This window comes from Acidaminococcus massiliensis, assembly GCF_900095825.1.
GTDB classification, from domain to species: domain Bacteria; phylum Bacillota; class Negativicutes; order Acidaminococcales; family Acidaminococcaceae; genus Acidaminococcus; species Acidaminococcus massiliensis.
This window is the reverse complement of sequence record NZ_LT608315.1, coordinates 1,429,166-1,450,000: the sequence shown is the minus strand read 5'-3', so window position 1 is coordinate 1,450,000 and position 20,835 is coordinate 1,429,166. Positions and strand designations below refer to the sequence as shown.

Below are 20,835 nucleotides of genomic sequence, written 5' to 3'. Positions count from 1 at the left end.
ATTAAGTACTTTCGGTTGAAAAAAAATGCCCGTTAAGAGCATCCTGTTTTTCAACATTTTAGTTCAACCATCACTTGGCATTATCATTTTTCTAAGCCGTGATAAAAGTTTGATATAGTAAACTGGATCATTACATTCTTTCATTTTCCAGTCTACTCTAGTCTCACAATTCTCTATTTTTTCTGTCTAAATAGTTGCATTTTTCTATTTTACTAGAATGATTTTACAACAAGCAATGATGGCATCTTGTTTGGTAAAAAAAAAGTATATACTGTAATTTCTATTAAGTATCTGTCTGAAAACTACAATCCGTGATGGGTATTTCTAGTTTTTAATATTAAAGCAGCAACCTGGCTTTTTTATTGACAAGTTTGGTTTCTCTAGCTATAATTAAATGCAAATGCAAACTATTTGCAAATCAGGAGGCTGAAAAATATTGAAAAAATGGATTGCGGTATTTTGTATGTTGTTTTGTTGCTGGGGGCGTGCAGAAGCTTCGGGGCATATCACGGGTGTCTCGTACGGTGTCAATCAGGCAGGGCAGTTGCGGGTTGTCATTGAGTCAAATCAACCGCTTCCTTACGAAATGAAGATTTTAGAAGGAGAGGCCCATGTTTTTGTTAAAGGTACACTGGCTGCTTCGATTGCGCCTGTCTACCATCCCCGTGAATCCACCCATGTGAAAACGGTCCGTTTCCAAAAAACTACCAACGGAACGCTAATTCATATACATACAGATGAAAACCCAACCCTGGCTGACTTTAAAATCTTTTCTTTAAAAGCAGATACGATAACCAAGCGGCCGAATCGCATAGTCATTGATGTGGCGCCGGTATTTACGCGTGGATACCGGGTAGGTGGCGGTCTTAAAGGCAAACGAATCACCCTTGATCCGGGGCATGGCGGTACAGATCCTGGTACCCATGGGCTTGAAACCGGGCTCAAAGAAAAGGAAGTTACACTGCCCCTTGCCTTTCGTGTAAAGAAGATTCTTACGCAAAAGGGCGCTACAGTCTATTTGACGCAGCTCAGTGACCGTGACGTCTATGGTCCAGATGCAACGGACCAGCAAGAACTCCAGGCCCGTGTAGATGTGGCCGAAAAATCCGGTTCCGACCTGTTCCTCAGCATCCACTGCAATGCAAGTACGGACCGGAGTGTGGGCGGATATTCCACGTATTATACCCCCAAGACTCCCTATGACAAACGTTTTGCTGCCATCCTCCAGAAGGAGCTGATGACAACGGCCAATGTACCGGACCGGGGCATCTACGATTCCGGGCTGTATGTCAACCGGAAGTCCACCATGCCCAGTGCCCTTGTAGAGTGTCTTTTTATGACCAATGCTCGGGAAGAACAGTTGCTTTTGTCGGATAGTTTTCTAGATAAGATTGCCGAAGCGATTGCGAGGGGGATAGAGCAATTTGAAAAGTGATTTGGAAGGTTATAATTTTGGCAACTTTAATGAAAGACGTAAAGTCATTCATTTGTAAATATATTAATGGTGCAATGGCGTATCGCAAGATAGAAAGCCCGTAACTCTCAGTGATCGGCTTGTCCTTTATGAGGTTTCCTCTTATTTTTATTCAGAGTAAAATTGATCCGATTTGATGCAGATTTCTATATCTTCATTGATTTATTTTATAGATTCGATATATAACCACTGGAACTATAACGCGCCGTAAAGAGTTTTAGTAAATTTCATCTTTAAGTCGTTCAAAATAAATGTTGTATGGCCCTTCTAGTTTTTAACTCTTCTTTAGAAAATTTTTCGTCGACTGCTATATTTTGTTCCTCCTATGTCAAATAATAGTGTCAGAGTTATATTTTCTTGTCATGTGAAATCATGTAAAAAAAAAGGTATGCATTTCTCTTCTCACCGTAGTAAGCTCATTGCGCTATTAAAAATATATACCCTCAAAAAAGCCGAAATTATAGTATAAGTACTGTAATAGAAGTCCGATTTCAAATTTAAGTAATATTGCAGCATCTGTTTAGCTAAATGCTCTTTGGGTAATATAGAAGATCAATAAAGCGAATTTTCGTAAATATTAATGTATATTGATGTCTATTTAGTTTGATAACAATTTGTTAATAACATATTACATATGATAGTTGCATACTGGTCACGGATATTTACATATTAATGAGATAAAAAATATAAATTGTTCACAATTTATATGAAAGTTTGTGCTATAATCAAAAAAGTTCTCTAGTAATGCCACATGTTCTTTTAGGTTATAAACATCGTCAGTACTGCAGGAATCTTCAACGAAATGGATTCTTTATGGAGAAAGCAGGTAAATGGAAAATCATGGACAACCGGGAAAGAAGAGCACAATTGTATAAAATGCTGGAACAAGGAGAGGAACCCTTAAGCGGGACATATCTTTCCAAAGTCTTGAATGTTACTAGGCAGATCATTGTGGGAGACGTGGCCATTCTCCGGAGCGGAGGTAAAAAAATTCTTTCGACAGCGCGAGGCTATAAGTTGGAAGACCCAGAAAAAGGGAAGGAATTTTGGCAAGATCTGAACTGCCAGAGCCAGAACATGGATGCAGCAGAGCTGGAAGATGAACTGAATGTAGTAGTAGACAACGGAGGAATTATCCATGGGATGACTCTGTCCCATGCTGTATATGGGATAATTCGGATAGCCATGGACCTGTATAGTCGTAGAGATGTGCATCAGTACATGGACCGACTCCGGAAGGAAAAAGGGCTCCTAATCACAGCCCTGACACAGGGAAAACACACTCTCAGTGTCGAAACAAGAAATAATGAGGATATGAATGCCTTGAAAGAAGGGCTAAAAGGCATGGGACTGTTGGTCCCATGTGAAGGTGAAAAAACAACACTTTAAAACAAAGAAGGGGCTGTGAAAATGAGAAATCATTTTCAAGCCCCTTTCTTTATTGCCGCACTAAAGCCACCAGCAGAACCGTTCCAATCCCATAAGCCAGGTTCCGTTGTGCCTTCAGGCGTTTCTGTGTTCTATTGTTTTCTTTCTCGTACGCGGCTAAGGATTCGTTGGCAATCCTCAAGGATTCTTCCTGCCGTATCGAGGTCGTCTTCAGCTCGTTCAATTGACTCCCTTGCTGATTGGACAGTTCCCTGGCTTTCTGTAATTCGGTCTGCGCTTCGGTCAATTGAGTCTCCAATTCCAGCATTCGTTTCTTCTGCAGACTGGATTCCTTCTGTAATCCGTTGTTGATTCTCTGCAGCTCGCTGATATTCTCCTCCAACCGAGTCAGTTCCTCTTCTGTGATGGTATACGTAGAAGCCAAAGACACCTGCGGACAGCAGAAGAACAAGCACAGCAGCAAGATACAGACGTTTTTTCTCAATCATCCCCACCCTCTTTCCGTCAAAATCACCGAAAGGCCGGTATCCCGTCATATCCTTACTATGACGGGATTTTTTCTTTTCTGGACTCCCATGGGCTGCGTCCCTTCTAAAAAACGGCTCCTGGGCCAATTTCGCAGGCCATTTTCTTTAGAGGAGTAAAGTAAAGAAAAGAAAAGAATGCCGGCCAGCATGCCTAGAAGGAAGCCCAAAAGGAAATCATCGTTCATTTTACACGGGTTCACAGAGCATCATCCTTTCTTGGCCACATAATCCGTCACCCCACGGGCGATGGCACGAGCAAATTCGTCCTTCCGATTCATCAGGAGCTGCACATCGTCCTCATTGGTGATGAAAGCCGTCTCCACAAGGACAGCCGGCATATCCGTTTCCCGGAGCACAGCCAGACCCGGACGTTCCTTCACACCCCGGTCCACGGTCCCCAGGCTCTGGACGATCTGGTTCTGGATGCATTCGGCCAGGGCATAGGCTTCCTCGCTGTCCTCACTGTGCACCAGAGTTTCCGTTCCCTGGGCTTCTTCTGCGGCTGCCGCATTGCAGTGGATGGAAATAAAGAGGTCCGCCTTCCACCCGTTGGCGCTGGCACAGATGTTGGTATAGTTGGGGGATTCCCCGCAGAGGTTGTCGGACTGGACCAGCATACAGTCATAGCCCACCCGGTTCAGGTACTGCTGAACCCCTGCCCCGATTTCCTTCACGATACCCGCTTCGGTGACCCCATGTTCTTCGTTGACGGCCCCGCTGTCCACACCGGGCATATGGCCCGGATTGATGTAAATCTTCATGGTTTATCCTTCTCCTTTTCAAAATGATCCGGGATCCCGTTCCCGTCAAGATCCACAAAGCAGCCTGCAATGAAGGTGATGAACCCTACCATGGCAGGCCCTACCAGTTCCCGTATCATAGCCAGAAGGTCCGGCAGCTGGATTTTCCCCGTCACTGCCAGATAGACCCAGAAGCCATAATAGGAAACCACAAAAAGAAAGACCGTCACCATATACCCGATGACGATCCATTTGATGGGCTGCTGGAACTGGTTAAGCCGTTTCTTCACAGCCCCAAGACCCTTATTGAGCCAGCCTCTTACTTTTTCAAACATGGCGGATTCCCCAGATTCCGGTTGTGCTCATGGAGCTTATCGACTTCCCCCTTCAGATCCTTATACCGGTGCCACAGGTTGTCGATGTTGGTTTCGATGCCGGCCTGGGCCACCCGCATTTCGTTGATGAGTCCCGTCAGATCTTCCAGGGCCTTGGTGTTATTGTCGATGCTCTTATGAAGCGCCAGGTTCTCGATTTTCTGGGGACGCAGGATCAGCCAGCACCCGAAGACGGCCAGGGCACTGATCACTGCGTTCACAAAGGTGTAGCTGATGAAATTCATATTGCACCCCCTCCTTTCTTTGCTTAGCGGCCGGGCGTCACATGAAGGGCCCGGCCTTTGTACCGTCCGCATTTCGGTCCGCAGTACACGTCTTCTGTTGGGCTCCAGGAAAAGGAGAAGGTGTTCTCCCCTTCCGTGAGTTCCTTTGTCTGGCCGGCATGGCTCACATACACCGGCTCCTTCCAGAACCCGGAGCGCTCTAACACCAGGGACCCCTCAATCCGGCCATAATGGATCTGGGCCTTCACCTTCCTGACCGTCCAGCTGTAGGCCCGGTCCAGCTTATGGAGGTCAGTAAGAGGCACATGGGGAAAGCGGGAAAAGTCATGGGTGCGGCTGTTGAGTTCTTTCTGCCCCTTGGGCAGGAACACCTTGATAAAGGTATCCATCCCGGACTTGTCGATCTGCATATAAGAGGTAATCTGCAGGACACGCAAAAATTCCTGAGGCCCCATGTCCATCACCTGGAGGATTTCCCGGAAATTGAACAAGGGATAGACGGTCCCGGTGATGGGGTTCTTCAGGATCACCGTAGAGGAACCGCTCCGCAGGGCCGCAAGGTCGATGAACACGCGTTCACTATTGCAGAAAAAGCTCATCCGGTTCCCATCCAGGTCCAAGGCAATGGTATCCTTTGTATGGATGGCTTCTGGGAAGATAAAGAGGGAATTCATGGCTGGCTCCCTTCCTTCTTGAACCAGGTGTAGAGAGCCTTGCAGAACCGGCACTCCAGTTCATGCTCCTTGCTCACGATGCAGGCCCCGCCGCACATGTCGTAGACAGGGCACTGGCGGCAGGCTGGACTCAAGGCATCCAGCAGCCTTTTCTGATCGTTCAGCCATTCCTTCCCCAGTTTCTCTTTCCGGATGTACAGACAGGGATAGGACTGCCCTTTGGCATCCACCTTCCGCAGCTTCCGGTTGCTACAGTAGGTTTCCCCATAGGTATAGTGTGCCTTGCTCCGCCGTTCCAGGGTCTGGTAGAGTCCTTCATACCGCTTGTCCCGGATGCCGAACCTCCGGAACCGGGACAGGTACAGCCCCACGTACTTTTTGTACTGTTCCAGGAGAGAATCGTAGTCGGCTTCCGTCAAGGCATATTTCCGGTTGGCTTCATTGGTCACATGAAGGAGATGAGGGAAAAAGGAAAGGGACCGTCCGATGACTTTCTCCTTCTCTCGGAACCGCTCCATGATGGCCCCCAGGTCTGTGTTGCCATGGTACAGAGTGGTGGATACGGCCACATTCGGGTAATCCAGAAGGTCCGTAAAAGGGTCGTAGCCCCGCAGGTCTTTCTCCGCCCCGTCATAGCTGATGCAGATCTGGAAACCGTGCTGCCGCAAATAGTCCAGGTGTTTTGCTATGCCGATGCCGTTGGTGCTGAGGGAAAACTTGGCCCCGGGAACCGCACGGACTACTTTCCGGATTTCGTCCATATAGAGCAGGGGCTCCCCACCCATGAACTTGATGGCCCCGGGAGGATTGCGTTTCAGTTCTTCCAGAAATTTATTGGAAATGCCCTGTTCATCACTGGAGGCTTCCCGATGGCAGTAGGCACAGTGGAGATTGCACTGACTCCCCAGGTAGAGGGTCACTTTCCGTGGTTCAGCCATGCCGCTCCCCCTTTCCGATAAAGACAAAATAGTCGTTCCATACCTCGTACCATTTCCGGCCCAGCTTGATTTTCACTGGCCCTTCCACACCGAAGGGGTACAGCCGGAAACTTCCCGTCCCGTGGTCCAATTTAATCCGGCGTTTGTTCACAAGGCCTGCGGAAGCATCCACGAAGACCTCCTCGTCATCGATGTCCCGGGTGAGCTTTTCTTTGGTGGAAAAGTCCCCTTTGTATTTCTGAATGGTGAAGTCGATATACTCTTTACCTTCTTCGGGAAAGAATGGTTCCTCCGGATCCCCATCAATGAGGTCCCCTTTCCTGTTGGCCATGAGCTCCCGGCCCCCGGCGGAAAGGCTGTAGCTGTCCCACAGTTTCATCCGGGGATGGTCTCCCAGGATCAGGTCGCTGGTACTGAAGGGCAGTAGCTCATATTCCTGGTCCGCTTCGATGGTGAAGTTCTCCTTCTTCCCGCTAAAGAGCCGGACCACAATATCCCGTTCCCTGTCTGCCAGAATGCCCGTGTCTACGCTGAGGATGGTATAGTTCCCATACAGCTGGGTCAGGATGGCAAAGTCCATGCGGATGGATACCCCCAGCCGGTTCAGATCCAGGAACCGGTAGTCGGACTGCATGGGCTGCCGGAAGATTTTTACCGTCCCGTTGCTTTCCGTCAGGGCATAAGAGCTATAAGGACGAAGATTCTCAATGGCATCCGATCCAGCCCGGCCGTCAATGGCACTGCTGCACTCCACTTTGCAGAAGTCCCCGCTCAAGGTTAAATGGACCACATGGTCCGCGTTGGATTCTTCGTTGTAATAAATCTTCAGCATCATTCCACCTCCCGGTCCGCCACATCATATCCGTTCACCAGCACATCCCGGCCCCCTTCAATGGTCAGCCGATAGCCGGTCACTTCTTCCTTCTTCACTTTCATCACATCATCCTGGACCCGAGATGTCTGGAAGAACATCTGGATCCGCCCGTTCAGGGCTTTCCGCACATTCTTCAGGCTGATGGCACTCCGCAGCCCGGTAAGGGTGAAAAGGACACTGTTCCCTGCCAGGACCAGCTCGGTATTTTTCTCAAAGTGAAGGGTCTGATGGAGCTGGACCTGTTCCACTTTGAGGAGTTTCCTAGCCCTGTGGCCCCGGTCCACCACCAGCATCCCTGGTTCCAGTTTCTCCACGGGAACCGGTCCTTCTGCTGTCTGCACGTTTCCTTTGGCAATGATCATCTTTTCCGTTCCTCCTTAGCTATCGTCACTGCAGTCACAGTTGCAGTTGAACGTCATGTAATACTGGCACTTCTGACAGGTCTGGCACCCCTGGCATCCCTGACATGTCTGGCAGCCCTGACAGGTTTGGCATGTCTGGCATCCCTGGCAGCTCTGGCAGGTCTGACAGCAGTTGGCCTGGCAGCAGTTCCCCGAAAAGTTTTCTTCCAGTTTGTTGATGGCCGCATCCAGTACCTTGATGTTGACCTTCTTCACCTGGGCGTAATCCAGGGAAGACAGGTCGATGCTCACCTTCGTCTTGGTAGATAGGGTCTCAAGGCCGGACTGCACATCTGTCAGATGCTTCTTTAAGACGTTTTCTCCTGTTTCCGCCATAGTTTCACCACCTTAGGAGTCGTCCGAACAATTGCATTCGCTGCTTCCGCTGCAGTTGCAGTTACAGTCACACTGGCCCCGTGTTTGGCAGGTACAGTCCCGCTGGCTGCATTGGGAGATGCTCTGGCAGGATTGGCAGGACGTGGACTGGCAGCTGCTGCTCTGGCATTTCTGGCAGGTCTGGCACCCCTGGCAAGTCTGGCAGTACACGCAGTTCCCGCAGTTGTCCACGTTGGCGGCATAGGATGTGAGCTGGGTCAGAGCCGTCTGCAGTTCCGTCACGTGGATGGCCTTCACTTTAAGGTCGCTGGAATCTGTGATGGCGGCTGTATCGGTAAAGGTCGTCTTATTGATGGTTCCGTTTTTCGCCATGGCTTTTCTCCAAAATCTCCTGCCCGTACTGCTGGATGGTCATAAGGACCGGGGTAAAGACGGCCTGCTTCAGCCGGCAGTAGGATGCCTTCCGGGCCTTATCCCCCACCAGCTTGCAGCCACCCTGGCAGAAGGCAAGGGCCGTGCAGGAAAGGCACTCTTTCCGGTGTTCGTGGGTATGATCCCCCGCCAGGATGTGCTGCAGGTAAGTGAAGTACCCGTCATGGATGGAACCTGCCTTCCGGGAAGTGTTGTGGCAGGGATACAGGTTCCCCTCAAGGTCCAGGTTCAGCACCGTGAGCCCGTTTCCGCAGGCTGCCGTATATCGGTCCCATTTCCCTTTCCCCGTAAGATAGAAGTCTTTCAAACAGTGGAACAGCTGCCGGATATAGGCTTCTTCCGTGTACCGCTCCGGCTGGACCCGTTTCCCGAAGCCCTCCAGGAACCGGAGGGTCATGTCTTCCATCTCCCGCTCCACCCGGCCGCAGTCGATTTCCAGGAGATCCTTTTGAGGCAGCCCCGTATCCATGATTTCGTCCAGGTTCACCGCAACCTGGTAGCCATGGATGATGGCACGGTACTCTTCTGAAATCTGCTGGAAAGCCTGGAGGATTTCCCGGGGATAGGCCCTGGCGGATAGCACCCCGGACAGACAGAGATGCTCCAGGGCCAGGATCCGCTCCCGGGTTTCCGGGACGGAAAACACATCATAGCCTCTCGTTTCCAAGACGTGAGGCCCGTCCCAGGAAAGGGTGACGGAGAACTGATGGGCATGAAAAAAACGGACCATTTCGTCCGTCAGTGCCCGGCCATTGGTGATGATGCCAAAGGTCATGGGAATTTTTCTTTTTTCGATTTCTTCCACCACTTCTCGGATGGTTCTAAAGTACAAAAGAGGCTCCCCGCCATAAAACTGCAGGTGAAGAGTCCGGGGATTCTCTTGGGCCACTTCTCCCAGGAAGTCATAGATTTCGGGATTCACCTCCCGGGTCAAAGGTTTATGCACCAGAGGGTGCTGGAGGCAGTAGGCACAGTTCATATTGCAGGAATTCCCCAGCATGAGGAATACGGTGTTGATGTTCCTTCTTAAATATTTCATCTTCCACTCCTTACGATGATTTTCACCAGCCGCACGTTTTCTGCGGTATCGTCCTTCACGATCTGCCCCACCGCCTGGGTGAGGCTTTCTCCTTCCAGGGCCATCCGGCCTACGCCCGGCATCTCCGAAGGGATGACCCAGCCTCCCTTCCGGGCTTTCCCATACATCCGGACCGGGACACGGCCGGCCAGGGCTACCGGGATGTAGGCGGGCAGGTTCGTCTTTAAGATGTCATCTCCCGGAGAAAGGGTACGACCGCCGATGATGGAGGCAAAGTCTTCCGTATGGACCCCCACCACACACTGGCTGCTGGACGTTGCCTTGCTGTATTGCTCTTTATTCGAAGTTTCGTCCAGGGCGATAATGTCCCCCCGCTGGGTGTCACCACCCCGAGGGAAGAATTCAGCGTAGTCGTTATAGACCGCGTTGTAGACTTTCGTGGCGGTGAGGGTCCCGGTGAGAGTCACATTCCCGTTGGCATCCGTGGAAACATATCGGCTGTCGTTGGTCAGCTGACTTGTCTTATCCGGAATCACCGGTCTGTCCAGGAGATCCGTGTAACTGCCGCTTTTGGCTACTGCAGCAAGGGTCCCTGTTTCCCCGGTGAGTTCTTCCTTTGTGGCATAGGTTTCTGCAATGTTGTTGCCCTTGCCATCGGCCAAAGCGGCCTGGGCGGTTGCTGTGGCATCCAGCTTTTTCCCGATGGCTTCCATGATGGTGGTGGCAAAATTCGGGTCATTCCCCAGGGCATCGGCCAGTTCTTTCAGGGTATCGAGAGAAGCCTCCGAGCCATTCACCAGCTCGGCAATCTTCTCTTTTACATAGGCCACATTGGCAATCTGTGTACTTTGGGCATCTTCTGCCGGAGTAGGGGCTGCAGGGGTTCCCGTAAGAATGGCGCTATCCACATCCGCCTTCAACTTCAGGTCGATCTGCATCTGGGCCAGTTTCTCTGCCGCACTGTCGGCACTTTGTTTTGCCAGGGTGGCCTGGGTGGTTGCACTTTCTTGCGAATTCTTCGCTTCAGCCGCACTATTAGCAGAAGCCTTGGCACTGGCGTCCGCCGCTTTGGCACTGGTTTCGGCTTCCGCTGCTTTTTGGGAGGAAACCGTGGCCCAGCTTTTGGCGGACCTGGCTCCTGTGACCCCGTCCGGCTCTCCGTCACTTTCCGCCCAGGCCCGAGCCGTTTCAGACCAAGACTTGGCGGAACGTGCTCCGGTGACGCCATCTGGATTAGTGGAACTTTCCGCCCACTGCTGGGATGCCTCACTCCACGACTTACTGGACCGGGTTCCTTCTCCAGCCGGTGCGCTGTCGCTTTCCGCCCAGGCTTCTGCCATGTTCTTGCTGTTTAAGGCATCCGCCGCATATTCCCCGGCCTTGTCCCGATAGGCCCGTGCCTGATCGGCGGCGTACCCGTCAGCCACATCCCCCAGTTCCACTTCCGTGTTGTTCTGGACCGTAAGGGTCACTTCCACATTGGCCGCATCAGACATTGTGGGCCACCCCCTTGATGATGAAAGACTTGGTAAAGAAGCAGGTAAGGATCCGCTCCGTCTCGCTGTTCATAATGGCCAGGTCGTAGATGTAGGCCCCGGGTTCCAGGGAATCCAGGGCTCCCTTGGGTACCACCACATCCACATAGTTGTTGTCCGGATTGTAGAAGGTATCCGTGTAGACCACTTCGGAAGAGTTGGTGGTCTTCTTAATGGCAAAGACCACTTTGTCTGCAGGGGTCAGCTTGTAATTGGTGAAGCGGAACCGAATGGAAAAAGTGTCGTACTGGGACACCTGGATATTCTTATTTTCGTCAATGACCAGCATATTAGCCTCCTCCCGAATCATCGGTACAGTCGCAGTCACAGTTGGAATAGATGATTTCCCGGGTATATTCCTGGGTATGGGAACGGTTCACCAATTCCTGCAGGATCCGCCGCAGGGAGTAGGTTCCGGCCGGGATGCCCCGGTGGGTCTTGAGCCTTCCCCGGGTGGTGGTAAAAGAATGCCGCTCCGGGCCGGAAGTGATGGTATTGTCCCAGGAACTCACATCGCTTACCGTGGCCTCCCGCTCCGGCTGGGTACTGGAAGTGACGGCGATCTCCACCTGGTCGATGAGCCGGTCATCGGTCAGGGTCCCCATCCCGTTATAGGTGACAAGGACGGTCTTTCCCGCGTCAGCTGCCGAAAACTTCAGCGTCCCGGTATTCCATCCCTCGATGCCATGCTCTGTAGTGAGATAGTCCGGCCAGTACTGTCCCTGGGCCGGTTCTTCCGACACCTCCGTAAGGAGCGCCCCGTTCTGGAACTTCACCTGCAAGGTAGTAGGAGAAGTCTTCTGGGGCACTTCCGTCAGCCGGATGGTGTACGGACTGTTGCTGGGGATCACGTGGGTTTCGTCATAGATCTTTTTGATGTTGAAAGTATTTTCAAACGGGTCAAACCGATAATCATGAATGGCCATCAGCTGCCTCCTTTCCATTGTTTCAGGGCCGAAGACTGGGACTGCTCGATATCCTTGGACCGGCGTTCGATGTCGGACAGGTATCGGTCCACGGAAAACTGAGGCTCGCCCAGTTCCATCTCTGTCTTGATGCCGTTTTCCCCAGACAGGGTATACTTGATTTTCTTGATGGGATACGTATCCGCGTTCCCGTCCAGTCTCCGGATTTCCGCAAGGCCCTCCGTGGACATATGGCGGACGTTAAAGGTTCCATCCGGGTAGGGATATTCCAGCCGGACGCCGCTGATTTTGGCGGATTTTACCGGGGCCTTGTACTGGCTGATCTGATTTTCTCCCCACCTTTGGGCATCGGCTGCATCATAGGCTTCCGGAAGATTCCAGACCGCCTGGTGGACCCCGTAGCTGTTCTGGCTGTCCTTGTCTTCCACAATGCAGAGCCACTGTTCCCCCTGGTCGTCCACACTGCCGCCCTTGATCCGTGCCCAGTTCACCAGTTTGGACACATCCCAGGAAGGAGTGTAGGAGGTGATGTGTTTTCCCACGGTCAGACGAGCCTGTTCGTTGACGGAAGTCTCTCTACGGCGAAAATACAGGCAACGATATTCATCCACCCCGTACACATAATCCACCGCAAAGTCTGCCAGGGTGTTCAGGGCTTCTTTTACAGTCACCCCGTCAAAGACCAGTTTCGTAGGACTGTACCCTACACTCTGGATCTTGCTGTCGTTGTAGACCACCTGGAGGGTCTGGCGCTCCACCTGCCGGGCGATGTCCCGGACGATGTCTCCTACATCCGTGTTCTCGTAGGTCTTCCAGAGCATCACATTCTCCAGACGGTTGTAGAAGCCGTAGCCTTTGTACACGAACTTGGGGTCCGTTGTCCCCTCGATGGGCCGGCTGATGATGTAGCCGCTGTACCAGGGCTTCCGGTCTCCATACAGATGAATGTCGATGCGCTGCATATAGTCCATCTGGGCATTGTCGGGCTGCCGGTAAAAGGTCAGCTGGCACTGGCCGCAGCCGGTGCTGGTGATTTCAAAGGTCACCTCATTCAGGGCATTGGCTTCGCTTCCACCCCCGAAAATGGCCGTCCGGGTCCCGTCCTTTTTGTAGGCATAGACCACGAACTGGCCGGGATAGTACTCATGGACCTTGCCCCGGTCGCTGCTGCCTTCTCCTTCACCAATAGGTCCAGCAAAGATCCACCGGCCGAACAGGCCCCGTCCAAAGATAAAATTCGTCATTTCCTCCACCCAACAAAAAAGCAGGCCCGAAGGTCTGCCGTTTCTTTTTATGAATAAAGGCCGCAGCCAATGCAGTGACCTTCAAGTATTCCTCTTTATTTCAATTTATCCAGAAGTCTTCTGATAAAGCTCTTTTTTTCTCTTAAATCATCTGTTACTTCATGCCATTCCCCATATGGCCACGGATCAAAGATACTACGTGAATCCAGTTTAACTTCTCCAGTTATTTTAGATACTATATCTGACTTTGGACCATATAGTACTTCTCCGGGTTTTCCTATCGAAAAGGCAAAACTATCTTTTGATTCAGCATATCGATGATATTTAATTCCAGTATAGTCTTCAGCAATTTTCAAAGCTTCTGGCAATGTAATGGTATCATTATGCATTTTCATTGCCCCCCTTTATCCAAAGGATAACACAGTGGGAACCTCCTGTTCAATGCAGTTTTAATACAATACATTACACAAACCACCTGTTGGTATACGTGATTTCCACTGTCCCGGCTCCCCCTGTGTAAAGGAACAGATTGGCTCCCGGCTTGGCGTGGAGGAATGTTCCGGTAAAGGCGTTGATGCTGTTGTCCTTATCCCGCCAGACTGTCCCTTCCCTGCCATTTACGATGGAAGTCTTGAGGGCCACCAGGAGGGCATCGGTGAGGGTGAACTTCTCTTTGGCCTCCTGGTGCCAGACGGTGAGATTCGTCATCCGGTCCAGGGGGATAAAGCGGAAGGTAAGAGGCGTATCCACGCTTCCCAGGTTGTGGAGGACCATTTCCGCCTGGACCGTAGCCTGGGGAAAAGTGAACACCACCCGAGATTCCTGGGCTTCATACCGGAAGGGGTCGGCCAGGAGAAGGGACACGGTGATGTTGCTCCGTCTCTGCTTGAACCCGTTCTCGAACTTGTGCTTGATTTTCGACAGGCAGGCCACATGGTAGACCCGGTCCGGCCGGCCTGCCATCAGGGAATAGTCGGTCTGGCCAAAGAAGGTATAGGCTTCGTTCAGCACCTCATCATGGTCTTCTTCCGTAGCCCCTTCCATGGAAAACTCCACCTGGAGGGTCCGGCCGTCAATCTTCCCGTCCCCCACCACATCACTGCCGTGGGCAAAGGCCCGGGACTGGAGCTTATTCCGGAAGGTGTAGCTGCCGCTATCCGACAGGCTCCAGTGGACCGGAAGCTTGTATTCCACCCCATCTTTGGTGATGGTGAAATTCTGTTCGTTTTCTCTTCGCTCCGGAAACATGCGCTTCACCTCCTGGCCCACGCTGCCGTTTCTATCAGTTGTTTGAATCCTGGTCAAAGGGAACAAAGTCCCCATGATCAATTTCGTACAGAATCACCACATCACCATCCTGTTTGGTGATGGTCACGTCATTTTCCACGTAGGATTCAATCAGGTGGCCGTTGACCATCCGACTCTGGTAGCAGGTGGGGTTCCGGTCCGTGATTCCGGTGCCAGGGTCCCCCACGATTTCCCGGATGTCGGCGGCAAAAGCCATTCCCGTAATGCCGGCCACCAGGGCCAGGGTCATCGCCATAGCTTTCATATTCTTCATCGTGCATCTCTCCTTTTGGGTATAAAAATAGGGCAGCCAGTTTTCCGGTGCCCTTATGCAAAACTATTAAATTCAGGTATAAGAAAAGCCCGCTGCCGGAGCAGGGGGCTTTTCTTTTTATTGATTTTCTAAATATCTAGGGACATAGAAACATCCAGTAGCTCTTGACATTCTTCCACATCCCGGACAAGTGATTGACAAAGACATTGTCTCCTTCGTAAACTCAATTTCTAATTTATGCCCACATTCGGGGCACTTCAAATTATTTACGGTCTCTCTATCACCCGTAAATATAATTTTTTCGATTTTGTCCCACTTTTCCATAGTCCCACCTCTTTAACTTGATATTATTATACCATCTTTTTATTCACGCCCCTCTCAGTCCGGCCAACACAGCATCCGTAAAACCATCCATCAGATCATCCAGATCGGCGGCATTGTTGATGTCCCCGTAGTTATTGAACGTGGTGTTCATTTCCCGGCTGTCCGTGGATTCACTGGAGTTCGTAATGCCTTCGGCAATGCTGTCGAATACCGCCCGGTTGAGAGGCAGGGCCACTTCATCACCGGCATCCCCCAGAACCCCGACTAAAGGTCTGGTGAAATACCCACCTTTGGCATAATGGGGTGTCTTGTTTCCTGCACCGGCTGTCCCTGCTGCACTGTTGGTGGCGGCTGCTGCCATCCCAATGCCAACTGCCGCAGAAGTCCCTCCGGCCAAAAGGCCCGTGGCCACAGGCCCTGCAGACGGGTCGATGACCAGTTTCAGCCAGGCCGCGGGAGCCAGAGCTCCGGCGGCTGCCGTTCCCTGGGCGGCCGTCTTGGCGGCACTGGCCGCATTGAGCTTATCCCCGAAGAGAGCCGTCACCAGCATCCCGGAGAGCATCTGGGAGAAATAGCTGGCGATGGTCTTCAACATGGCCTTTCCCAGATCCAGGAAAGCATCCTTGGCGTTCTTGGCTCCGGTCAGGATATCCGTAAAGGCTGTCTCCAGGCCGCTTAAGGTGGTAGATGCCATGTCCGCAATGAGTTCCAGGGTTCCCATATGGGCATTCATATAGGCTTCCTGGTAGGTATCCATCAGGGATTTTTCCGCATCGATGTTGCTTTGCCGAAGGGCCATTTCTGCGGTAAGGGTTTCCTGCAGCATGGCCAGGGAGTTCTGGTTGTAGGCTTCATCCAGAGCCGCCTGGATGTCTTTCCCCTGGGCAAAGTAGGCATTCCGTTCTTCCATGTAGCTTTTGTAGGCCGCTGCCTTTTCCAGGTTGGCCTGTTTTTCAAAGGCGATTTCGTTGGCACTGGCCTGTTCGTAGGCGATGCCTTTTTCTTTCAGGGCATTCAGGAACACAGCCTTTTCACTGGCCGTCAGAGAAATGAAGTCTTGGGACAGCTTGGCGTACTTGTCATCAATGGAAGCCACCGCTTTTTCCATGTCGGACTGCATCTTCATGACTTCCTGTTCCTGTTTGGAACCGTAGAGAGTGATTTTCGCCGTCACCGCATCGAAGGACAGGTCCCGGGCCTTGTTCATCAGCTCTCTCGTTTTGGTCTGTTCTTCAGAAAGGGCATCCAGCCGCTTCTGGGCATACAGCTCTGCCAGACGAGTCTTATCCCGTTCATAGTTCTCATTGGCGGACCTGGATTTCTCCAGTTCGTCCGTTTCTTCCTTATACCACCGATCCACCAGAGCGCTTTTGGTCTGGAAGGTCCGGAACCATTCTTCTTCGATGCTCTTGCTGGTTTGGGCCGCCGCACTAGCCAGCTGGTCCGTACCTCCGGAGCTTCCGCCCCGTCCGCCACCACCGCCAGAACCACTGCCGCCTCCGCCTCCTCCTGAAGGAACCGGGATGTCTCCTCCCCTGCCCCGGAGGTTGCTAAAGTCCGGCAGCTTGAATTCCCGTTTAGCCGGAGCACTGCCACCCCCGCCATCTCCACCGCCTTCCCCGCCCATGGAACCCAGGGCATTATTGGTTTCCACGATTTTCTGGATCAGGCTGGAGAGCCAGCTGATGGCTTCGCTGACAAAGTTGGCAATGGTGGAAAGACCGCTGGAAGCCCAGGAGGGAAGAATGCTGTCAGCCATGTCGGACAGGATGCTTCCCACTTCATCGATACAGGACCCGATGCCCTCCACCAGGTACGTGAAAGCGTTCAAGATCCAGGTGACACATTCGCTAAGGACAGTGATGAAGTTCAGCACCCCGTTCACAACGGCCCCGATGATCTGCAGGGAGGCATAGAAGGCGGCTCCCATCACCGCAGCCACAAGAGTGAACACCGGTTCCAGGGCCTGGAGATGGGCGATAATGTTCTGGGCCGCTGCGCTGACCATTTCTTTCAGGGCATCCACGGCTCGGGTGACCGTTTCCATCTTGATGCCCATGGTCCCCAGCACATCTTCCACGGTCATCCCGCTTTTCCAGATGGCATAGAGAGCCGTGGCCACCGCTGCCGCTGCAGCAATGAAAGGAGCTGCCGCTGCTACCGCCGCCACAAAAGGAGCGGCCATCAGAGTCACTTTCGTCACAAAGAGCCCGATGGCCGGAATGGCGAGGCCGGTTAGGGTGGAAACAATGAGAAGAATCCCTGCCTGGAACTCAGGCGGGATGGCCGTCAGAAGGGCTTCCGTAAGCCCGGAAGACTGGACCGTGGCCGCAAAGTTCGTCAGCATATCCCCCAGGGTCTGAAAGATTCCCGTAAGGTTCAGGGCTTCTGCAATCTGGAGGCCTACCTGGGCGGCAGACTGTTCTAAGCCGTCCATCAAGGTGGACCAGGTGCCGCTGATGGTCTGACTCTGCTGATCCATCATGCCCCCGAAGGACTGCTCCATCCCGCTCACGAGGGCCGTGATGCCCGTTGCCGCGTCAATGGCTCCCTTAGACACCATGCTCATGGCTTCCGGCACAGACACCCCAATCTGGTCAGCCAGCATCTTCCAGGCCGGGATCCCCGTTTCGGTGAGCTGTATCATTTCGCCGGCCTGAACCTTGGACTTGGCGGCCATCTGGCCCAGGGCCAAGGTAATCCGGTTGATGCCTTCCGCCCCGAGGCCAACGCCAGCCGCCGCATCCCCTACTGCGGTAAGAGTCGGGATGACCTGCTCCGCAGAAAAGCCGAAAGCGATGAACTTCTGGGCCGCCTGGGACACCTGGCTGAATTCAAAAGGGGTCTTAGCTGCAAAGTCCTGCATCTTCCCCAGGAAATCCTGTGCTTTTTCCGCACTCCCCAGCATATTGGTGAAGGCAGTCTTGGTGCTCTGGAGGCTGGCCCCCGCTTTCACAGATGCCACCCCCAGTGCAGCCAGACCGGCCCCGATGCCTCCTAAGACGGCCAGAGATTTCTTGGACACGTCCAGGGCTTCGCTCCCAAAGGCGGACTTGATCTGCCGTTTGGTGGCATTGAGTTCTTTCCGGAGGTCGGAGGTATCCGCCCCAATCTTTACCAGAAGGTCAGCGATGGTCGCCATGTCCCTCATCTCCTTTCCGTCTGAATTCCTCGAAAAAGGCATCCCGCTCGGCTGCGATTTGGCTGCTGGTTTTCTTCGGCAGGAAGGGCTTCATCAGCTTCTCCGTCCGCACCGGTTTCCGGGTGTAGACGCTCATGAGGCAGGCCACCCAATAGGCGGTCTCCCATTTTTTCCGTTCCTCTGCCCTGACCCGGCACTCGGCCATCCGGTCCAGTTCCAGGGGAGTCAGAGCATAAAACTGAGCGGGCAGAAGGTGCAGCAGCCCATAGGCCACTTCTTCCGCCCACCGCAGCCAGTCATTGAAAGACGGGACTTCTTCCTGTCCCGCTGTCAGTTTTTTGGCTTTGCTTTTCCCTTGGCCGTTTCTTTACCCGGATCTTCTTCCGGAAAGATGGCGTAATACACTTCTTTCCCCAGGATGCCGGACCCAGCAATGGCTTTCACCACGGGCTGGATGAATTCTTCCATCTCGTGCCCCTCATCTATGAGTTCCTGCATCTTGTTGGCGTACCACTGGGGGTTCTTGATCCCGTGCTGCCGGAGGCCAATGGACAGAAGGGCCGTCAGGATTCCCAGGTTCAGTTCCTGGTTCCGGATAATGTCCCCGGCGCTTTTGCCCGTGATGTTTTCCACCTGGATCAGCCGGCCGATGTCGAAATACAGATACTGGCCGGGACCAAAGACTTCAAAGTCGATTTTCTTCATGGAATGTTACTCCTCCTCTCAGCCGCCAGTTACGGTCGCACCGTCCGCACTCTTCAGATCGCTTAAGGGGCCGTCCCCGGAAATGGTCCCGGACAGGGTAGCCACGTCATCATGAGGGGTGGACAGGCTGCATTCCGTCACAGAGCCCCAGCCGGTCACATAGCTTTTGTCCGGATACTCGAATTTAATGTGGACCTGCTTTCCTGCAAGGAAAGAGGCTTCCAGAAATTTAGCCCCCTTGTCTCCGGCCAGATACACAGATTCCAGGTCCAGGGACCAGTTCCGCAGGCCGGGGATGGTAGATTTCCATCCGCTGGACGTTTTGCTGCTGGCGTCGATTCCGTCCGCCTGCCGGGTCAGGTCACCGCTCCGCTGGCCCCCGAGTAGCAGCCAGGTGGGATTGGTGTCGGATTCTCCCGCGTTCAGATAAATAAGGTAATCCTTGCCGGCAGTGGCCGTGTTGGAGGCTTCGCTCCGGCTGGGAAACGTTGTAGTTGCCATATTATTCCTCCTTATGGATGTTCTGGATGAGGACTTCCAGGGTGATCACCCCGCTGTAGCCGGTCTCATCCTCCGGGTAGGTTTCGTAGAAATCCACCCCCTGGGCGGAGACATAGAACTCTTCTTCCGAAAGGTCCAGCTGCTCCATGCCGAACAGGTTGATCAGTTTCTCCGCCAGGGTGTTGATTTCGTACCGGCCCTTGTAGCTGCTGTAAATGTGGATATGGGCCGAAAGATGGGTCATATCCTCGGTCTTGGTGGACTTATCCTGGACCGTCATGGTTCCCAGGGTAATAAACGGCAGAACCGCTTCCTGAGGGACATAGTCATAGACGGCCAGTCCTGTATGGTTTCTGAGAAAGGCCACCAGGGCCTTATGTACGGCGTTATTGGGTAATCTCTTCATGGTTCCTGGATCGCTTTCTTTACATCACGGATCAGCTGGGGTTCTACATAGTCATAAGCCGGCTTGAAGAAAGGCTTCCCCGCCTGGGCCGGGATCCGGGACCGTTTCGTAAAGACAGGGCCGCCCCGGAAGAACCGGAGAGCCTTTTTCTTCTTAGGTCTTACCGTATGGGCCCAGCTGCCAAATTCCACCAGATGGGCATAGGGTACGTTGCTGTACACCTGACCTTCCAGCTTCACCGTGGAAAACCGGGTCTTGATGGATTTCTTCAGTTTCCCCGACCAGACCGGGACCCGCTGCCGGGCTTCCCGGGCTACCGCATTTGTGCCGTTTTTCAGGGCCGCTTCCACCCGAAGCCGCGTCTTCCCGTCCCAGGCAGCAATCTGCCGGACAGCCTTGCTCAGTTCCCCTTCCGGGACTTTCACCGTAAAGAAAGGCACTTCCTACACCCCCTGTTCATACCGGTGGACGATTAGCGTGGTGCTGTCCCGGTATGTATTGTCCACCGTCTCGATTTCGTAGAGTTCTTCCAAAAGCCGAAGCCGCCACCCTCTCCGGATGTCCTTCCGGGGCCGGATCTTGAGCCGCAGCTGCTCCCGGCTCATGGGCGTCCCCTGGGCCTCCTGCTCGGCGTAGTTGGTCTGGATCACCTGGGCCCAGATTTTTCCTTGTTCTTCATAGTCTGTATGAAAGCCTCCGTATCCATCTTCGGAAGGGATAGGTCTAAGAAGGGTGATCCGTTTGTCCATCTTCCCGATTTTCATCAGAAGGCTTCCTTTCTTTCCCCAAACAAAAGAGAGCGCAGGGTGAGAAGCAGATTGTGGTAATCTGCATCTTCCCTGTGCTCATAGAGATAGGCCACGGAAAAAAGGACGGCCATTTTATAGGCCGCCGTTTCTTCCGGTTCTTCTTTCCGCAAGGTATCCAGGCAAAGCCGCTCGGAAGAAGCGATGAGACGGGTAATGAGGTCGTCCTCCTCGTTTCCGTCTATCCGGAGATAGGTTTTGGCTTCATCAAGCGTTATGAGTCCCGTCACTGCCATGCTCAT

General features: G+C 52.7%; 28 protein-coding genes. 2 read left to right on the top strand and 26 right to left on the bottom strand.

Annotated features, from left to right (window positions below):
• The first annotated feature begins 436 nt into the window (after window positions 1-436).
• Window positions 437-1,435: an N-acetylmuramoyl-L-alanine amidase family protein gene (locus tag BQ2657_RS07095; RefSeq protein ID WP_075580013.1), complete on the top strand. Its 999-nt coding sequence runs from the start codon at window positions 437-439 to the stop codon at window positions 1,433-1,435.
• A gap of 852 nt (window positions 1,436-2,287) precedes the next feature.
• The gene (locus BQ2657_RS07090) at window positions 2,288-2,863 is read left to right on the top strand and encodes a transcription repressor NadR (protein ID WP_075580012.1); all 576 of its coding nucleotides are present in this window, start codon (window positions 2,288-2,290) and stop codon (window positions 2,861-2,863) included.
• A gap of 49 nt (window positions 2,864-2,912) precedes the next feature.
• On the opposite strand, the gene BQ2657_RS07085 is transcribed toward BQ2657_RS07090, so the two are convergent.
• The 26 genes from BQ2657_RS07085 to BQ2657_RS06955 all read right to left on the bottom strand — a co-directional run bounded on the left by BQ2657_RS07085 (window position 2,913) and on the right by BQ2657_RS06955 (window position 20,835).
• The gene (locus tag BQ2657_RS07085; RefSeq protein ID WP_075580011.1) at window positions 2,913-3,347 is read right to left on the bottom strand and encodes a peptidase M24; all 435 of its coding nucleotides are present in this window, start codon (window positions 3,345-3,347) and stop codon (window positions 2,913-2,915) included.
• Between the two features lie 249 nt (window positions 3,348-3,596).
• A complete protein-coding gene (locus tag BQ2657_RS07075) occupies window positions 3,597-4,151 on the bottom strand; it encodes an N-acetylmuramoyl-L-alanine amidase family protein (protein WP_075580009.1) in 555 nt (184 codons plus the stop codon).
• Complete coding sequence (locus BQ2657_RS07070) at window positions 4,148-4,465, bottom strand: hypothetical protein (RefSeq protein ID WP_075580008.1); 318 nt, start codon at window positions 4,463-4,465, stop codon at window positions 4,148-4,150. Before BQ2657_RS07070 ends, BQ2657_RS07075 begins: the two co-directional genes overlap by 4 nt.
• Window positions 4,450-4,749, bottom strand: coding sequence for a hypothetical protein (locus BQ2657_RS07065; protein ID WP_075580007.1), 300 nt, complete (start codon window positions 4,747-4,749; stop codon window positions 4,450-4,452). Before BQ2657_RS07065 ends, BQ2657_RS07070 begins: the two co-directional genes overlap by 16 nt.
• Before the next feature lie 23 nt (window positions 4,750-4,772).
• The gene (locus BQ2657_RS07060) at window positions 4,773-5,423 is read right to left on the bottom strand and encodes a hypothetical protein (protein ID WP_075580006.1); all 651 of its coding nucleotides are present in this window, start codon (window positions 5,421-5,423) and stop codon (window positions 4,773-4,775) included.
• The gene (locus BQ2657_RS07055) at window positions 5,420-6,361 is read right to left on the bottom strand and encodes a radical SAM protein (RefSeq protein WP_075580005.1); all 942 of its coding nucleotides are present in this window, start codon (window positions 6,359-6,361) and stop codon (window positions 5,420-5,422) included. The genes BQ2657_RS07060 and BQ2657_RS07055 overlap by 4 nt, the downstream gene beginning before the upstream one ends.
• Window positions 6,354-7,196, bottom strand: a complete 843-nt coding sequence (locus tag BQ2657_RS07050; RefSeq protein ID WP_222704323.1) for a hypothetical protein — start codon at window positions 7,194-7,196, stop codon at window positions 6,354-6,356. The genes BQ2657_RS07055 and BQ2657_RS07050 overlap by 8 nt, the downstream gene beginning before the upstream one ends.
• Window positions 7,193-7,597, bottom strand: coding sequence for a hypothetical protein (locus tag BQ2657_RS07045; RefSeq protein ID WP_075580003.1), 405 nt, complete (start codon window positions 7,595-7,597; stop codon window positions 7,193-7,195). Before BQ2657_RS07045 ends, BQ2657_RS07050 begins: the two co-directional genes overlap by 4 nt.
• A 15-nt stretch (window positions 7,598-7,612) precedes the next feature.
• Window positions 7,613-7,972: a hypothetical protein gene (locus BQ2657_RS07040; protein ID WP_075580002.1), complete on the bottom strand. Its 360-nt coding sequence runs from the start codon at window positions 7,970-7,972 to the stop codon at window positions 7,613-7,615.
• A 12-nt stretch (window positions 7,973-7,984) separates the two neighbouring features.
• Window positions 7,985-8,344, bottom strand: a complete 360-nt coding sequence (locus BQ2657_RS07035) for a hypothetical protein (RefSeq protein WP_075580001.1) — start codon at window positions 8,342-8,344, stop codon at window positions 7,985-7,987.
• Window positions 8,319-9,443, bottom strand: a complete 1,125-nt coding sequence (locus tag BQ2657_RS07030; RefSeq protein ID WP_075580000.1) for a radical SAM/SPASM domain-containing protein — start codon at window positions 9,441-9,443, stop codon at window positions 8,319-8,321. Before BQ2657_RS07030 ends, BQ2657_RS07035 begins: the two co-directional genes overlap by 26 nt.
• Window positions 9,440-10,939 (bottom strand): hypothetical protein, encoded by a 1,500-nt coding sequence (locus BQ2657_RS07025; RefSeq protein WP_075579999.1) that lies wholly within the window; start codon window positions 10,937-10,939, stop codon window positions 9,440-9,442. Before BQ2657_RS07025 ends, BQ2657_RS07030 begins: the two co-directional genes overlap by 4 nt.
• Window positions 10,932-11,267 (bottom strand): hypothetical protein, encoded by a 336-nt coding sequence (locus BQ2657_RS07020; protein WP_075579998.1) that lies wholly within the window; start codon window positions 11,265-11,267, stop codon window positions 10,932-10,934. The genes BQ2657_RS07025 and BQ2657_RS07020 overlap by 8 nt, the downstream gene beginning before the upstream one ends.
• Before the next feature lies 1 nt (window position 11,268).
• On the bottom strand, window positions 11,269-11,904 hold the full coding sequence (locus BQ2657_RS07015) for a hypothetical protein (RefSeq protein WP_075579997.1): 636 nt from the start codon (window positions 11,902-11,904) through the stop codon (window positions 11,269-11,271).
• Window positions 11,904-13,148 (bottom strand): hypothetical protein, encoded by a 1,245-nt coding sequence (locus tag BQ2657_RS07010; RefSeq protein WP_075579996.1) that lies wholly within the window; start codon window positions 13,146-13,148, stop codon window positions 11,904-11,906. The genes BQ2657_RS07015 and BQ2657_RS07010 overlap by 1 nt, the downstream gene beginning before the upstream one ends.
• Before the next feature lie 95 nt (window positions 13,149-13,243).
• A complete protein-coding gene (locus BQ2657_RS07005) occupies window positions 13,244-13,537 on the bottom strand; it encodes a hypothetical protein (RefSeq protein ID WP_075579995.1) in 294 nt (97 codons plus the stop codon).
• 73 nt (window positions 13,538-13,610) lie between these two features.
• A complete protein-coding gene (locus BQ2657_RS07000) occupies window positions 13,611-14,396 on the bottom strand; it encodes a phage distal tail protein (protein ID WP_075579994.1) in 786 nt (261 codons plus the stop codon).
• 34 nt (window positions 14,397-14,430) lie between these two features.
• Window positions 14,431-14,709 carry a hypothetical protein gene (locus tag BQ2657_RS06995; protein WP_075579993.1) on the bottom strand — a complete coding sequence of 93 codons (279 nt, stop codon included), beginning with the start codon at window positions 14,707-14,709 and terminating at the stop codon, window positions 14,431-14,433.
• A gap of 367 nt (window positions 14,710-15,076) precedes the next feature.
• The gene (locus BQ2657_RS06990) at window positions 15,077-18,175 is read right to left on the bottom strand and encodes a tape measure protein (RefSeq protein WP_075579992.1); all 3,099 of its coding nucleotides are present in this window, start codon (window positions 18,173-18,175) and stop codon (window positions 15,077-15,079) included.
• Entirely contained in the window at window positions 18,159-18,449 is a 291-nt protein-coding gene (locus BQ2657_RS12825) for a hypothetical protein (RefSeq protein ID WP_075579991.1), read from the bottom strand. Before BQ2657_RS12825 ends, BQ2657_RS06990 begins: the two co-directional genes overlap by 17 nt.
• A 56-nt stretch (window positions 18,450-18,505) precedes the next feature.
• Window positions 18,506-18,880, bottom strand: coding sequence for a hypothetical protein (locus tag BQ2657_RS06980; RefSeq protein ID WP_075579990.1), 375 nt, complete (start codon window positions 18,878-18,880; stop codon window positions 18,506-18,508).
• An 18-nt stretch (window positions 18,881-18,898) separates the two neighbouring features.
• On the bottom strand, window positions 18,899-19,381 hold the full coding sequence (locus tag BQ2657_RS06975; protein WP_075579989.1) for a phage tail tube protein: 483 nt from the start codon (window positions 19,379-19,381) through the stop codon (window positions 18,899-18,901).
• Between the two features lies 1 nt (window position 19,382).
• A complete protein-coding gene (gene gp17, locus BQ2657_RS06970; protein ID WP_075579988.1) occupies window positions 19,383-19,787 on the bottom strand; it encodes a DUF3168 domain-containing protein in 405 nt (134 codons plus the stop codon).
• Window positions 19,784-20,227, bottom strand: a complete 444-nt coding sequence (locus BQ2657_RS06965) for an HK97-gp10 family putative phage morphogenesis protein (protein ID WP_075579987.1) — start codon at window positions 20,225-20,227, stop codon at window positions 19,784-19,786. The genes gp17 and BQ2657_RS06965 overlap by 4 nt, the downstream gene beginning before the upstream one ends.
• A 3-nt stretch (window positions 20,228-20,230) precedes the next feature.
• The gene (locus tag BQ2657_RS06960; protein ID WP_075579986.1) at window positions 20,231-20,551 is read right to left on the bottom strand and encodes a phage head closure protein; all 321 of its coding nucleotides are present in this window, start codon (window positions 20,549-20,551) and stop codon (window positions 20,231-20,233) included.
• Window positions 20,551-20,835: a head-tail connector protein gene (locus tag BQ2657_RS06955; RefSeq protein WP_075579985.1), complete on the bottom strand. Its 285-nt coding sequence runs from the start codon at window positions 20,833-20,835 to the stop codon at window positions 20,551-20,553. Before BQ2657_RS06955 ends, BQ2657_RS06960 begins: the two co-directional genes overlap by 1 nt.